The sequence below is a fragment of the Marinobacterium aestuarii genome, from assembly GCF_001651805.1.
In the GTDB taxonomy this organism is placed as follows: domain Bacteria; phylum Pseudomonadota; class Gammaproteobacteria; order Pseudomonadales; family Balneatricaceae; genus Marinobacterium_A; species Marinobacterium_A aestuarii.
On sequence record NZ_CP015839.1, the window covers coordinates 862,335 to 877,677 of the forward strand.

Genomic DNA, 15,343 nt, shown 5'->3' on the forward strand with positions numbered 1-15,343 from the left:
ATCAGCGCGGCATCACCAGAGTAGTGTGGTCGCAATGACAAATTTCAGCCGCCTGCGCCAATGTATGGGCGCGGCAACGGCCCAGGCATCTTCAGGAATACAGCATGAAAACGGCACTCGCGACGGTCACGATTTCAGGTTCACTGCAGGAAAAGCTGCGCGCCGCGGCGCAGGCGGGCTTTGATGGCGTGGAAATTTTCGAGAACGATCTGACTCAGTTCGATGGCACGGCGCGGGATCTACGCCTGATGGCGGAAGATCTGGGGCTCGAAATCATTGCCCTGCAGCCGTTTCGCGACTTCGAGGCAATGCCGGAACCCTGGCGCACGCAGAACTTTTACCGGGCACAGCGCAAGTTCGAGCTGATGCATGAGCTGGGCACCAAACGACTGCTGATCTGCAGCAACGTGTCGCCCCATGTGATCGATGATCGCGACCGTGCCGCCGCCGATCTGCACGAACTGGCGGAACTGGCTCGCCAGCAGGACTTTATCATTGGCTACGAGGCGCTGGCCTGGGGCCGCCATGTGGCGGATTACGACGTTGCCTGGGATATCATCAAACGCGCCGATCACCCGAATCTGGGCATTAATCTGGATACCTTCCATATGTTTGCCCGCGGCAATACCCTGGATGTGCTGCGCGACGAGATTCCCATCGACAAGATAGCCCTGGTGCAGGTGGCCGATGCGCCACGGCTGCAGATGGAAGTGCTGCACTACAGCCGGCATTTTCGCTGCTTCCCGGGACAGGGCGACCTGCCGGTGGTGGAGTTCGTGCAGTGCCTCAAGGACAAGGGCTTTGACGATTACCTGTCCCATGAAATCTTTAATGATGAATTCCGCTCCTCGTCGCCGCTGGAAAAGGCTGTGGACGGCATGCGCTCACTGATCTGGCTCGACGAGCAGACCAGCGCTACGCCCGCACAGGCAGCTGCACTTGAGCCCGCGGCGGCCCCGGCACCGCAGCCCGAGATCACCGATGTCGAGTTTATCGAGTTTGCCGTCGAAGGTGACAGTGGCGCCGAGCTGGTGGCATTGCTGCAGAGTCTGGGCTTTCGCGAAACTCACCGCCACCGCTCCAAGAATGTCAGCCTGATGCGCCAGGGCGACATCAACCTGGTGCTGAACCGCGAACCTCTGAGCCAGGCCCATGAGCACTACCAGGCCCACGGCGTGTCTATCTGTGCCCTGGCCTTTGCCACCACCGATCTGGGCGCCATGCTGGCGCGCACCGAGCGCTACCGCAGCAGTCGTTTTGCCAATCAGGCCGGCCCCGGCGAGCTGAACATTCCGGCCATCCGCGGCATAGGTGACAGCCTGGTGTACTTTGTCGAACGCCCGGGCAAGTTCCGCTTTTTCGATATCGACTTTGTGGCGCTGGACGATACCGGCGAGTCCAGTGTCGGGCTGCAGCGCATCGATCATATAGGCCAGACGGTATCCAATACCGACTTCCTGTCGGCGTCCTTTTTCTACAAATCGCTGTTCGGCTTCGAGGTTGAAGCCAGTACGGACCTGCCGGATATCTATGGCCTGGTGGTGAGCCGCGTGGCCAAGAGCCGGGATGGCCGGGTGCGCATACCGCTTAACATGACCGCCGCGCGGGAAGCCTCGGCGCAGCGCTTTATCCACAAGGCCAAGGGGTCAGGCGTGCAGCAGATCGCCTTTGCCTGCGAGGATATCTTTGCGGCGGCTACTGCGGTGGGCGCTGAGCAGTTGCTGCCCATTCCGCAAAACTACTACCGTGATCTGGATGCACGCTTTGCGCCTGAGCCCGACGTACTGGCCCGCCTGCGCAGCCTGAACATTCTGTATGATCGCAATGACGACGGCGAATTCTTCCACTTCTATACCCGCGAAGCCCACGGTGTCTTTTTCGAAGTGGTGCAACGTATTGGCAATTATGACCGTTACGGCGAAGCCAATGCCCATATCCGCATGGCCTCCCAGGCCCGGCAGTACCGCCGCGACGAGGGGCTTTGATCGGCTGTTAAGGCCATTAGTTATTTGTGGTTTGTAATTTGTAATTTGTGATTAGTTATTGGTTATTGGTTAGCAGGGCGGGTGAGGTGCGCATGGCACAAAGTTTGTCATGGCTTCGCTACTTGGGCTGTCAATATCGCCTCAATCGGTTCCGCAGCATTTCCAGATAGTTGAGGGCGGCACCCGGGCCCCGTGAGAAGCCGGCGAGCACTGGGGCTATTTTTCGATCAGGCCCTTCAGGGGCGAGGCAGGGATGCCGAGCCGCAGATCCGATAAAAGCCGTGCAGGCTCTTCACCTTGAAGGCAGGCGCCCGGAAAATCGTTCCAGCGCGCAGTGTGAAGGCTTCTTAGGGCGTGTTTCTTTTGCTTACTTTTCTTTCGCACGAGCAAAGAAAAGTAAGGCGCCCAAAAGGGCGAAACAGGGGCTATCCGACCATTGTGATGCTTGGTTGACTAGACATCTCTACACGGAGGCGGTGCATTCGTTTACCTGCCCAGCACCACTTGCTCGCTAAAACTGGAAGAACCCTTTTTTGAGGAAAGTCGGAGCCTGCAGCAAGCACCCGGTTATCAGAACTCGACCTGCAGGTCGCCATCGACCTGGGTGCAGCAGGACAGCACATAGCCCTGTTCGATTTCTTCTGCGCTGATGCCGCCGTTGTGCGCCATGCTGGAACGACCATCGATGATGCGCACCCGGCAGGCACCGCAGATACCGATGCCGCAGGCCTTGGGAATATTGATGCCGGCTTCGGCGGCGGCCTCGTTGAGGTTGCAGCCAAGGGCGACCTCGACGCTCTGGCCGGAGTCGGCAAAGTTGACGCGGACCATCTCCAGCTCGACGAGTTCCGCCTGCTGGGCTTCGTCGGCATGCACCTCGGCCTGGCGCACATCCCGCGCAGGCGTGGCGTCGAAGGACTCCTCGTGGTACTGGCGCATGTCAAAACCGGCCTGCTCCAGCAGGGTGCGAATGGCCTTCATGTAGGGCTCGGGGCCGCAGCAGAATACTTCGCGTTCAAGGAAATCCGGGGCAATGAGCTTCAGCATGTTGATGTCGACCCGGCCGCGGTAGCCGCCCCAGACCTGGCCGACGTCGTGGTGTTCGCACACCAGGTGCAGCTGGAAATTGCCGATGCGCGAGGACATGTAGTCCAGCTCGTGCCGGTAGATCACGTCCCCCGGGGTGCGGGCGCTGTGCACGAAAGCAATATCGACATCGGTGTCGGTATCAAACCACCAGCGCGCCATGGACATGACCGGGGTAATGCCCACACCGCCGGACAGCAGCAGGACTTTCTCGGCCGGGTAGTCCAGGCAGTTGAACTGGCCTACCGGACCATGTACGGCAATCTGGTCGCCGGATTGCAGGTTGTCGTGCAGCCAGTTGGAGACCTCTCCGCCGGGGACGCGCTTCACGGTGATCGAGAAACTGTAGGGAATCGAGGGCGAGCTGGAAATGGTGTAGGAGCGCATCACGCGCTGGCCGGCAATCTCCAGCTCCAGGGTGACGAACTGCCCGGGCTTGAAGAAAAACAGCACCGGCTGGCCCAGGCTGAAGGTAAAGGTGCAAACGTCCGCGGTTTCACGGATGACCCGTACGCAGCGCACCAGGTGGCGGCCGTTGCTCCAGGTCTGGGTGCGGACCGGGTCCAGAAACTCGCTCGTATTGAAGTGGGTCATCGATTTTACCTGTTCAGCGTCCCGGCTCGCGCCGGGAGAGTTACATTTCAATGCCGGCCTGCCACTCTTTCCAGCGCATGGTCATGTTGGCGCCCATGGACAGAAAAGGTTCGGGTGGAAGCTTCCTGGGTTGCTGGTGATCCAGAAATTGGGTCAGCAGTGGCGAGCTGCCGAGCACGGCCTGCTCAGCGGCCATCATGCCGGACAGGGTGCCTTTCACCGTCCCCAGACCATTCTGACAGGCGGCTGCCCAGACCCTGGGTTCAACTTCGCCAAAGGCGGGCATCGAATTCCAGGAAAGACACAGTCGTCCTCCCCAGCGATGTTCCATCTCAACCCCTTTGAGCATTGGAAAGCGCTTCTCAAAAGAGCGATCCTGCAATTTGGCTGCTTTTTTCATATCCTTGGCGGAGGTTTCGAGAGACTGGTTCAGCGTCGCGTGATTACGAATCACGATCCGGTCCCCGCTGCCCATAAAGCCAGAGCTGCGACGTACGGTTGTGCCCATCGGATCGGCGGGCAGGATTCCCCAGTCACTGACACCACCCAAACGCGTCACTTCCCTGGGCGTCAGCGCCCGGGTCATGGATGCATAGGTAAATACATGCAGCAGCCTTTTCGGGAAGAAACCGAACGACTGGATATGACCATTGACCGCCAGAATAACCCCCTTGGCTTTTACCACGCCGTCGGGGGTGACCAGCTTGTGTACAGCGCCGACCTGCATACTGGTGACAGGACTGTTTTCATAAATGCTGACCTTGCTGCTTAGGCCTGCTGCCGCCTGACGAATAAAGGCCGCCGGTTGTATCATGACCACACCGGGGGTAAACAATCCGCTGCGGTAAAAGTCAGTACCTGCCCACTCTTTCATTTCAGCATGATTCATCAAGTGAAAGCTTTCACCCAGGGACGTCAAATGCTTTTGGTAGCTGGCAATATGCTGTTCGCCGCGGGATGATCCCGCTGCGGTGACTTTGCCGCATGGGTTGAAGACGGCTTTTGGCATGCCATACTCAGCGGCCATTTCGCCGGCAAAGCGGATAGCTTCGCGGTTTAGCTTAATCTGCCGCAGGTCGTTGTCGTGGGCACCGGCATAGGTCTCCGAGCTCAGGTCATGGGGCAGGTCGATCATAAAGCCGCTGTTGCGCCCGGCGGGACCGTCGGCCAGGCGTTTTGCTTCCAGCAGCACGATCGATTCGCTCCCTACCAGTTGCGACAGCCTGCGGGCTGCGGCGATACCGGTGAAACCACCACCCACGATGACCCAGTCAGCCGTTATATCCCCGCTCAGGCGTGGATACTCCGATGCAGGCGTCAAGATGCTGTTCCAGGCTGCGGGGCCTGGATCCACGGGCAAGCGCTTTACTTTTATAGTCTTGGTCATAGTCTGTCCTTCTGAACCGGGGCCGGGTAACTGCTAACGCCATGTGCCATGGCCTTGGCGCTATTGCCCGCCCGGTTAGAACCTTTAACCATCAGTCAGATAGGTCAATCCAGATCGTTTTCAGCTGGGTGAACTGGTCATGTGCATGAATGGACTTGTCGCGACCCCCGAAGCCCGACTGCTTGTAACCACCGAAGGGGGTCGATACATCGCCTTCACCAAAGCAGTTCACGGTGACTGTGCCGGCACGCAGCGCCTGAGCCGCACGCATGGATGTCTTGCCGTTGGCGGTGAATACCGAGGCCGCCAGGCCGTATTCGGTATCGTTGGCGACGGCAATGGCTTCTTCGTAGCTGCTGACGGTAATAACAGACAGCACCGGTCCGAAAATCTCTTCTTTCGCCAGGCGATCGCTGTTTTTCACGCCGTCAAAGATAGTCGGCATGACATAGCAGCCATTCAGGGTGTCACCACCCAGGACAAGGGTGTGCCCCTCCTGTTTGGCGATATCCAGGTACTCGCAGACCTTGCCAAAATGTACCCTGTCGACCAGGGCGCCGAGCTGGTTTGACGGGTCCAGAGGATCGCCGGTGTTCCAGTCTTTGGCGTGGTGCAGCACCCGCTCCATCAGCTTGTCCTTGATGCCTGCCTGAACAATCAGGCGGGAACCCGCCGAGCAGTTTTCACCCATGTTCCAGAAGGCGGCGGCGACAACCTGGGCGGCAACTTTATCCAGGTCTTCGGCATCATCCAGCACGATGCAGGGGTTCTTGCCACCGAGTTCCAGCACCACTTCCTTGATGTTGGAGTCGGCCGAGTAGCGCAGAAAACGACGGCCGGTCTGGGTTGAGCCGGTAAAGGTCACCATGTCGATGTCCATGTGGCTGCCAATCGCCTCACCCACGACACTGCCGCTGCCGGTCACTATATTCAGCACGCCATCGGGCAGGCCGGCCTGGGTTGCCAGCTCGGCAACACGCAACGCCGTCAGTGACGTCTGGGCGGCAGGCTTTACGATCATGCAGCAGCCCGCTGCCAGTGCGGGCGCGATTTTCCACGCCAGCATCAGGATCGGGAAGTTCCAGGGCAGTACGGCGCCAACAACACCAACGGGTTCACGTACCACCATGGCGACGGCGTCGTTACCGACCGGTGCTGTCTGGTCGTATATTTTATCCATCAGCTCGGCGTGCCAGCTGATGGTGTGTGCCACTTCCGGAATATCGATGGTGACGCAGTCAAGAATGGGCTTGCCGGAATCGATGCTTTCCAGCACAGCCAGCTCATTGGCGTTCTCCTCAATCAGTTTGCTGAACTGAAGCAATACGTTCTTGCGCTCCGTTGGGTGACGCTTGCTCCAGACGCCGCTGTCAAATGCCGCGCGTGCCTTGGCAACGGCAAAATCGACATCGGCAACCGTACAGGCCGCAATTTGGGTAATCAGCTCGCCGGTGGCCGGGTTCGTTACGGAGATGGTTTCCCCGTTGCTGGAGGGCCGGAAGCCGCCATTAACGAAGCTCATGGAGGGAGGCGTCAGCTGGGCAGCAATTGCTTTATATTCTTCAACAGTCAGCAGGGCAGTCATTACTTGGCCTCCGAAACAATGTCAGCGATATTCTGTTTCAACTGTTCAACCACCTGAGCCATGGCGGTTTTCTCCTGATCGCTCAGGCCCAGTAGCGGTTTGCGGACGTCGCCGGCAAAGCGGCCGTCCAGGGTTACGCCATGTTTGACGCTTTGAATGAATTTTCCGCCCTGTTCCAGCACGCTCATCAACGGCATCATTGCTGCCATGATGCGACGGCCTTTGGCAAAGTCGTTTTCCAGCACGCAGGCGGTATAGAGTGCACCGTGTTCTTTGGGCAGGAAGTTGGAACCGGCGCAAACCCAGCTTTTGGCACCCCAGGCAAAAAATTCCAGTGCCTGGTCATCCATGCCGCAGGCAACCTGGATGTTCGGGTAATCATTCATCAGCATATGCAGGCGGTTGATGTCGCCAGAGCTCTCTTTAATGCCGCAGAAATTGGATGATTCGGAAATCAGGTCAAAGAACTCGGCGTCCATGTTTATGCCCATCCGGTCTGGATAGTTATAAAGCATGATGGGCAGGTTGGCTGCGCGGTCAATTGTCAGTGCGTGCTGTGCCAATTCCTGCTGCGTCGGCAGCGAATAGGGCGGCGTTGCAACCAGAATAACATCGGCCTCATGTTTGACAGCCGCTTCTGCCAGCTTCACCGAGGCTGCAGGGTCGATTGATCCGGTTCCGAAGATGATCTGTAAGTTATTGCCGCAGATCTGACGTGCAATTTTCAGTAATTCAACACGCTCTTCGTGGCTCTCTACATAATACTCGCCCGTGGTGCCGCCAATCATAAGACCCTGAACGCCGGACTCAAGCAGATACTGTACATGGGCTGCATAGGCATCGTAATCGATGGAATAGTCTGCCTTGAAAGGCGTAATTACCGGCGTGTAAATTCCTTCGAAGTGCATATTATTTAACCTTCGTTATGATTGTCGTGTCCGAATTGGCGCGAAGTTAAAAGGTATAAACCTGATAAACCGCGGATGGGAAAATTCTAAGAGGGGAGTGGAAAAGCCACAATCAACCTTTTTATCGCAAATAGCATAACGATAGGTTATCAGCCTCCAGAGGGTAGCAAACCCCGCTTACGCCCCGGTGCTGCTGTGCCGCCAATGGCTACCCGGGAGCCTTGGCGAGTGGTGTGCAGGAAGCCTTGATGCGCTAAGTAAAAACGGAGCCACCGCGGGGTGGCTCGAGGACTGTTTTACAGGGGGGGTGCGTTCTTTGCCCGGCAGAGCCTGCACTCAGGGCCCCAGAAAACAGCCCATGGAAAGGCGAAGGCAATCGGGTGCCGCAGTGGCGACAGGGTTTTGCCGGCGGGCGGCTACTCGGTCGCAGATACCGCCGTGTGCTCTTTTTCTATGCACGCCAGCATCCAGTTACGGAACAGGCAGAAGGCTTCATTGTGGGTCTTGTTGTCGGCGTAGGTCAGGTAATGCAGTTTTTCCTTCAGCTCCACCACCGGTGTAACCGGTGCCACCAGGCGGCCGTCGGCCAGCAGAGGGGCTACCAGGTGGTGCCAGCCCAGGGTAACGCCCTGGTTGTTCAGCACCATCTGAATCAGCATGTTGTAGTCATTGGCATTGAACAGGTGGTAGCTGTCATCAATGCGGGCGTTGGCGCCTATCTCGAAAAACGAGAACCAGACGTTCCAGTCCAGGTGTTCCGCCACCTGGGAGCGGCCATAGGGGCTCAGGTTCAGCAACACGCTATCGCGCAGCCCCTCAAGGCTCGCCACTTCCGGGTGCTGGCGCAGGTACTCGGGGGTGCAGATCGGATAGATCAGGTCATGGAACAGCGGGATTGAGTGGTAGCCCTCGCGAGGGTCGGCGACCTTGTTGATGAATACGTCCGGTGCGACACCGGGCTCCATTTGCAGGAAGTTTTCCGTGGTCACGACGTTGAGGTCGATATCCGGGTTGGCGGTGAAGAATGCCGGCAGGCGACGGGACAGCCAGAGCGCGGAAAAGGCCGGCGTGCAGCAGATGGTCAGCATCTTCTTGCTGCTGCCAAGCCCCTGCACGCGTTCGGCGGCCTGGGCGATATTGACGAAGGACAGGTAGGCCGCATCGTAGAAGATGGCGCCGGCTTCGGTCAGCTCCACCGCACGCCCGGAGCGCTTGAACAGTTCGATCCCAAGGCTGGCCTCGAGTTCGCGAATCTGCCGGCTGATGGCCGCCTGGGTAACACACAGGGCTTCGGCCGCGCGGGTGAAATTCTGATATTTGGCGGCCGCCACAAATGACCTCACTGCTCTGAGTGAGGGCATCTTGACCAATACCTTGTCCGGTTCTGCGTGTTTAACCATAACGATACGTATTTAATAACCTTGATAAAAAGTCGCTTTGCCCGATAGAGGGGCGCTTCTAGACTGGTTGCCATGATAAAAACGCCGGCTGGCGCCACGGCGCGTTCCCAAAGCAGCTTGCCATAAAGCAGCACGCGGGGACAGACGAGTAACAGATTCAGACCCTGTAGGTCAGAACGCCACGCCGGCGTAACAATAACCGCGAGCCCCGCTGTGACTGGAGTGAGGAAATGACAACAAAAGCGAAGACACTGGCCCTGATCAATCAGCGCAAGCCACGCCATGCCCTGAGTAGCGAGCTCTATTCGGATGCCGACGTGTATGAGCAGGATCTGGAGCAGATCTGGCACAAGGAGTGGATCTTTGCCGGTCACAGCTTCGAGATTCCCAAAGCCGGCGAATACCTGACACTGCAGATCGGCAAGTATCCGGTACTGGTGGTGCGCGATGCCAAGGGTGATGTGCGTGCCTTCCACAATGCCTGTCGTCACCGCGGTTCCCGTATCTGCTCCCAGGCCCAGGGCAAGGTGGCCAAGCTGGTGTGTCCTTACCACCGCTGGACCTACGACCTGGATGGCAAGCTGCTGTTTGCCGCCAATATGGGCGAGAACTTCAAGACCGATGATCATGGCCTGGAACCGGTGCATTGTGAGGTGGTGAACAGCTATATCTATGTCTGTGTTGCCCCAGAGGCGCCGGATTTTGAAGCATTCCGCGCAGAAGTCGCGCCCTTTATCGAGCCCCACAACCTGGATAACTGCAAGGTGGCTTTCGAGTCCAACCTGGTAGAAAAGGGCAACTGGAAGCTGGTATTCGAGAACAATCGCGAGTGCTATCACTGTGATGGTGCGCACCCGGAGCTGCTGAACTCCTTTATGGAAAACCTGGCCGTGGCCGGTGTCGGCGGTGCCGAAAGCGCAGAGCTGGTGGCCTACTGGGATCGCTGCGAGGCCGCCGGTCTGCCGAGTCGGCTGGTGATGGACCCGAACGGCTACCATCGCATGACGCGCATTCCGCTGTTCAAGGATGCCGTCAGCTACACCATGAACGGCAAGCCTGCGGTCAATGGGCGCCTGGATAACACCGATGAGGAAAACATTGGTGCCTTGTTGTATTTCCGCTATCCCTCTACCTGGAATCACTTTCTGGGCGATCATGCCCTGAGCTTCCGTATCCTGCCCCTGGGCGCGGGTGAAACCCTGGTAACCACCAAGTGGCTGGTGCCGGCCAGCGCCGAAGAGGGCAAGGATTACGACCTGGATAACCTCACCAAGGTCTGGCTGGCCACCAATGACCAGGATCGCCAGCTGGTGGAGGAAACCTTCAGGGGTGTCAGTTCGCCATCCTATATTCCGGGCCCCTTCTCGGACCTGGCAGAGAACGGTGTTTGCCAGTTCGTTGACTGGTACTGCGCCACCATGCAGAAAAAACTGGCCGACTAATCCTGTCTTTGGAGCCCCTGCGCCGGCTTGCCAGCTGGGCGCAGGGCAGTGAAGTACCTTTGCGGTTTTCACAGCCTTTTCCCTGTTGGCGGGTTTCCACCAAGGCTCGTCGGAAAATATCACCATAACGCAAGGTTATGATTTAAACGCCACAAATGTCGTTGGACGCTAGGCCCATAACGCCATAAATTATTGTGTAGCAAATAACAAAAACGTACTGGTTTATTGCAAGTAACAAGGCTCGGTAAAAGTTTTGTTGGTTGTATTTTTTTGCCATGAACCCTGCGGAATAAAAAGTGAAACGAGGGATACATGACTAAGACAGATGAAATTCTCAGCATTAAGAATGTTTACAAGGTATTTGGGAATGAACCCGATACTGCCATGCAAATGCTGGAAAAAGGCGCGGACAAAAACGAGATATTCGAAAAGACCGGTCAGGTTATTGGTGTTTTCGATGCCAGCTTCTCGGTTCGCAAAGGCGAAATTTTTGTCATCATGGGGTTGTCGGGCTCCGGCAAGTCCACCCTGGTGCGACTGCTCAACCGTCTGATCGAACCTACCGCCGGCAGTATCACGCTGAACGGCCGAGATATTACCCGCCTGGCGGACAAGGATCTGCTGGATGTAAGGCGCAAGGACATGAGCATGGTGTTTCAGTCCTTCGCGCTCATGCCCCATATGAGTGTGCTGGAAAACGCCGCTTTCGGTCTGGAGATCTCCGGTGTACCTGAAGTCGAGCGCCATCGCCGTGCCCAGGATGCGCTGTCCCAGGTGGGCCTGGGTGAACACGGTGCCAGCTTCCCGCATCAGTTGTCTGGCGGCATGCAGCAACGCGTGGGCCTGGCCCGGGCGCTGACTAATGATCCCACCATTTTGCTGATGGACGAAGCCTTCTCGGCGCTGGATCCCTTGATCCGCTACGAGATGCAGGGCGAGCTGATCCGGCTGCAAAAGGAACAGGAACGCACCATCATCTTTATCTCCCACGATCTGGATGAAGCCATTCGTATTGGCGATCGCATCGCCATCATGGAAGGCGGGCGTATCGTCCAGATCGGCACCCCGCAGGAGATTCTGCGCAACCCTGCCGATGACTACGTCGAAACCTTTTTCAAGGGTGTGGATATCTCCAAGATCCTCAAGGCCGGCGATATTGCGCACAAAGACCCGCGCAGCCTGATCAAACTGAACGGCAGCGTCAGCCTGCTGGATGCCTCCGCCGATATTCAGTTTCGTTATCTGCTTGATGACCAGGAACAGTTGCAGGGCATCGTCACCGGTGGCGATTTCGCCGGGCAAGCGCCGGACATGGCCGCGCTGGATGCGCTGAAAGTGGCTCAACCCCTGAGCATCCGCAGTGATACGCCGCTGCACGAGGTGATGACGCTGGTGGCCGACACGGCTTACCCGCTGCCGGTGCTGGACGGCCAGGGGGCTTTCCTGGGCACCATTTCGAAAAGCCTGCTGCTGCAGACGCTGAGCCATCAATAAAACCGCCAGTTTTCAAGAGGACGTCAGATGTCTGAATTCAGCTTGCTTGATCCGTTTCAGTATCTCCACCTTCCGCTGGGAGAGTGGGTCGAATCCATACTTAACTATCTGGTACAGAACTTCCGCGGTTTTTTCCGTGCCATTCGCTGGCCCATAGACCAGGTGCTCAACGGCATCGAATTTACCCTGCAGTCACCACCGCCGCTGATCGGCATTGTGCTGGGCAGCCTGCTGGGCTGGCAGCTGGCGGGCAAGCGCATGGGTGTGTTCTGCGCCATCACGCTGTTTTTCCTGGGTCTGATCGGGGTCTGGTCCGAGTCCATGACGACCCTGTCCCTGGTACTGACTTCGGTCTTTTTCTGTGCCCTGTTCGGTGTGCCCCTGGGCATTGTCTGTGCCCGCAGTGACCGGGCCGAGCGCTTCGTGCGCCCCGCACTGGATGCCATGCAGACACTGCCGGCCTTCGTTTACCTGGTACCGGTGGTCATGCTGTTTGGTATCGGCAATGTGCCGGGTGTGCTGGTGACCATTATCTTTGCGCTGCCGCCGCTGGTGCGCCTGACCAACCTGGGCATCCGCCAGGTGCCGGACGACAAGGTGGAAGCCGGCCGCGCCTTTGGCTGTACGCCACGGCAGATGCTGTTCAAGGTACAGCTGCCACTGGCCATGCCCACCATCATGGCGGGCCTGAACCAGACGCTGATGCTGTCCCTGTCCATGGTGGTAATCGCCTCCATGATCGCCGTGGGCGGGCTTGGCCAGATGGTGCTGCGTGGTATCGGCCGTCTGGACATGGGGCTTGCCACCGTCGGTGGTGTGGGCCTGGTCTTGCTGGCCATCTTCCTCGATCGCCTGACCCAGGCTATCGGTGAGCGCTCCGATGTCAGCAATACCCTGCGCTGGTACGAAAGCGGTCCCGTTGGTATCTGTGTGCGCCTGTTTCGCAGCCTTCGCGGTACCCGCAACACAACAGTACGAACCAACCCTTAAAACAAGAAACACAACCAGGAGTACGCCCATGCGCACCCAACTCGATACATTTATTAGTCGCACCCGCAGTGTCACCGCGGCCGTTTCCCTCGGCGCCCTTTTGCTCAGCGGTGCAACCCAGGCGAGCGAGCTGCCCGGCAAGGGTGAGTCTGTAACGCCGATTTTCCCGAGCATCGCCGAAGAGCGTTTTCGCGGTGAGGTGGCCATCGCCGGCCTGAAGGAACTGGGGTATGACGTTAAAGAGCCCAAGGAGACCGAATACGCCACCATGATGATGGCGCTGTCCTACGGCGATGCCGACTTCAGCGTGCACCTGTGGGACAAGCTGCACGATACCTTCTACCAGAAGGCCGGTGGCGACGAGACCATGATCAAGACCGGCAGTATTATTCCGGGCGTTCTGCAGGGATACCTGATCGACAAGAAAACCGCTGAACAGTACGACATCAAGTCGATTGCCGACCTGAAAAAACCTGACATCGCCAAGCTGTTCGATTCCAACGACGACGGCAAGGCCGATCTCACCGGCTGCAACCCGGGCTGGGGCTGCGAGCTGATTATCGACCACCACATGCAGGCCTACGGCCTGGAAGACACCGTGACCCATAACCGCGGCTCCTACTTCGCCCTGATGGCCGATACCATCGCCCGTTACAGGGAAGGTAAGCCGGTGCTGTATTTTACCTGGGTGCCGCAGTGGATCGCCGGTGTACTGGTGGAAGGTGAAGACGTGGTCTGGCTGGAAGTGCCCTACACCGATCTGCCCGATGGCAAGAACGACATCAACACCTCCTACGAAGGCAAGAACCTCGGCTTTGCCGTCGACCAGGTCATGGCCGTGATGGGGCGCGAGTTTGCTGAAGCGCATCCGGCGGCCAGGTCCTTCCTGTCCCAGGTGCAGATTTCCACCGCTGACGAAAGCGCCCAGAACCTGAAGATGCAGGACGGTGAAAAGTCCGTTGAAGATATCAAGCGTCACGCCCAGGAATGGATAGCCGCGCACCGTGACCAGTTCGATAGTTGGCTGACCCAGGCACGCACCGCGTCCAACTGAGTACCAGGCAGGTCTTTTTGGGGGCCTTCGGGCCCCTTTTTTTGTCTTCAGGCTGAGATAGCACCATGTCTTTGTATCGATTTGTTCAGGATTTGAGCTTTGCCGAGGTTCCCGCCCATACCCGCTACCTGATGAGCACCGCGCTGCTGGATATACTCGGCGTGGCGGCAGGTGCGCGGCACAACCACACCACCACCAGCATCAGGGCCTATGCCACCGAGCACTACCTGCCTGGCCGGCTCAGCAGCCGTCTGCTGTTTGATGGCAGGCCAGTGCATCCGCTGGGGGCGGCCTGGGTAGGGGGCTTTTGCATCGATAGCCTCGATGCCCATGAAGGTCACTTCACCTCCAAGGGCCATGCCGGTGCCACTGTAGTGCCGGCGTTGCTGGCGCTGGTGGATGCCTGTCGTGCACAGGGGCGCGACATCAGCGGTGCCGAGTTTATGGCCGCCCTTACCGTTGGCTATGAAACGGCCCTGCGTGCAGGTGTCGCACTGATGGATACGGCGCCGGAATACCATGCATCCGGTGCCTTTTCGGGGCTGGGTGTGGTGTGTGGCGGTGCCCGCCTGCTGGGGCTGGATGAAGACACCTTCCTGCATGCATTGGGCATTGCCGAGTATTTCGGTCCGCGCTGCCCGATGATGCGCCTGGTGGACTTCCCGACCATGCTGCGGGACGCCCATGGCGCCGGTGCCTACGCCGGTTTGAACGCGCTCTTTATGGCCCAGGCAGGCATTACCGGGGCGCCTGCGGCAACGGTTGAAGCCGATGGGGTCAAACACTGCTGGCAGGGTCTGGGACAGCGCTGGGAGATTGATGCCCAGTACTTCAAGCCCTGGCCGGTATGTCGCTGGGCGCAGCCGGCACTGACCGCTGTTACGGCACTGATGGCCGAGCACGGGGATATCAAGGGTAGCGACATTGAGCAGGTGCGGGTTGAAACCTTCCACGAATCCATGCGCCTGCAGGGGCATTTCCCGGCCAATGCCGATGAAGCCCAGTACGGTCTGGCGTTCCCGCTGGCGGCATTGATCAGCCGTGGCCAGGTGGGCCCCAATGAGGTCACCGGGGATGCGATTCATGCCGAGGACATTCTGGCTGTGAGCAGGCGGATCGACATCGTTGAAGCCGAGGATCTGTCGGCACGCTTCCCCGGGGAGATCCTCTCCAGGGTGAGCATCAGCCTGAAGGATGGCCAGGTGTTGCAGAGTCCTGTGACCGCCGCCAAGGGCGACCCCGCCACCGCCATGACCCGGGCGGAGTTCCGTGACAAGTTCCAGCGCCTGGCATTGGTCAATTTCGACCAGGCCCGTATCGACGCCATCATTGCGGCCGTCGACACTCTGGAGCAGGCACCGGATTGCAGTGGGTTGCTGGAGCAGGTGCTGAACGCCTGAGTTTTCCGGTAGAGGCCC

11 protein-coding genes are annotated in these 15,343 nt (G+C 58.4%); 6 read left to right on the forward strand and 5 right to left on the reverse strand.

What is annotated here, in order from left to right; translation table 11 throughout:
• The first annotated feature begins 104 nt into the window (after positions 1-104).
• Complete coding sequence (locus A8C75_RS03795) at positions 105-1,985, forward strand: bifunctional sugar phosphate isomerase/epimerase/4-hydroxyphenylpyruvate dioxygenase family protein (protein WP_067378320.1); 1,881 nt, start codon at positions 105-107, stop codon at positions 1,983-1,985.
• Between the two features lie 570 nt (positions 1,986-2,555).
• Here A8C75_RS03795 and A8C75_RS03800 read toward each other — a convergent pair.
• The 5 genes from A8C75_RS03800 to A8C75_RS03820 all read right to left on the reverse strand — a co-directional run bounded on the left by A8C75_RS03800 (position 2,556) and on the right by A8C75_RS03820 (position 8,945).
• A complete protein-coding gene (locus A8C75_RS03800; RefSeq protein ID WP_067378323.1) occupies positions 2,556-3,665 on the reverse strand; it encodes an FAD-binding oxidoreductase in 1,110 nt (369 codons plus the stop codon).
• Positions 3,666-3,705: 40 nt separating this feature from the next.
• Positions 3,706-5,052, reverse strand: a complete 1,347-nt coding sequence (locus tag A8C75_RS03805) for an NAD(P)/FAD-dependent oxidoreductase (protein WP_067378325.1) — start codon at positions 5,050-5,052, stop codon at positions 3,706-3,708.
• Positions 5,053-5,143: 91 nt separating this feature from the next.
• Positions 5,144-6,637 carry an aldehyde dehydrogenase gene (locus A8C75_RS03810; protein ID WP_067378328.1) on the reverse strand — a complete coding sequence of 498 codons (1,494 nt, stop codon included), beginning with the start codon at positions 6,635-6,637 and terminating at the stop codon, positions 5,144-5,146.
• Positions 6,637-7,545: a dihydrodipicolinate synthase family protein gene (locus A8C75_RS03815; protein ID WP_067378331.1), complete on the reverse strand. Its 909-nt coding sequence runs from the start codon at positions 7,543-7,545 to the stop codon at positions 6,637-6,639. Before A8C75_RS03815 ends, A8C75_RS03810 begins: the two co-directional genes overlap by 1 nt.
• A 416-nt stretch (positions 7,546-7,961) precedes the next feature.
• Positions 7,962-8,945, reverse strand: a complete 984-nt coding sequence (locus A8C75_RS03820; protein ID WP_067378334.1) for a LysR family transcriptional regulator — start codon at positions 8,943-8,945, stop codon at positions 7,962-7,964.
• A gap of 230 nt (positions 8,946-9,175) precedes the next feature.
• Here A8C75_RS03820 and A8C75_RS03825 point away from each other — a divergent pair, with 230 nt between their 5' ends.
• The 5 genes from A8C75_RS03825 to A8C75_RS03845 all read left to right on the forward strand — a co-directional run bounded on the left by A8C75_RS03825 (position 9,176) and on the right by A8C75_RS03845 (position 15,325).
• Complete coding sequence (locus tag A8C75_RS03825) at positions 9,176-10,387, forward strand: aromatic ring-hydroxylating oxygenase subunit alpha (RefSeq protein WP_067378337.1); 1,212 nt, start codon at positions 9,176-9,178, stop codon at positions 10,385-10,387.
• Between the two features lie 312 nt (positions 10,388-10,699).
• Complete coding sequence (proV, locus tag A8C75_RS03830) at positions 10,700-11,881, forward strand: glycine betaine/L-proline ABC transporter ATP-binding protein ProV (RefSeq protein ID WP_067378340.1); 1,182 nt, start codon at positions 10,700-10,702, stop codon at positions 11,879-11,881.
• 27 nt (positions 11,882-11,908) lie between these two features.
• On the forward strand, positions 11,909-12,871 hold the full coding sequence (gene proW, locus A8C75_RS03835) for a glycine betaine/L-proline ABC transporter permease ProW (RefSeq protein ID WP_067378343.1): 963 nt from the start codon (positions 11,909-11,911) through the stop codon (positions 12,869-12,871).
• A gap of 28 nt (positions 12,872-12,899) precedes the next feature.
• Positions 12,900-13,925 (forward strand): glycine betaine/L-proline ABC transporter substrate-binding protein ProX, encoded by a 1,026-nt coding sequence (proX, locus tag A8C75_RS03840; protein WP_067378346.1) that lies wholly within the window; start codon positions 12,900-12,902, stop codon positions 13,923-13,925.
• Positions 13,926-13,990: 65 nt separating this feature from the next.
• Positions 13,991-15,325 (forward strand): MmgE/PrpD family protein, encoded by a 1,335-nt coding sequence (locus tag A8C75_RS03845; protein ID WP_067378349.1) that lies wholly within the window; start codon positions 13,991-13,993, stop codon positions 15,323-15,325.
• Positions 15,326-15,343: the final 18 nt, after the last annotated feature.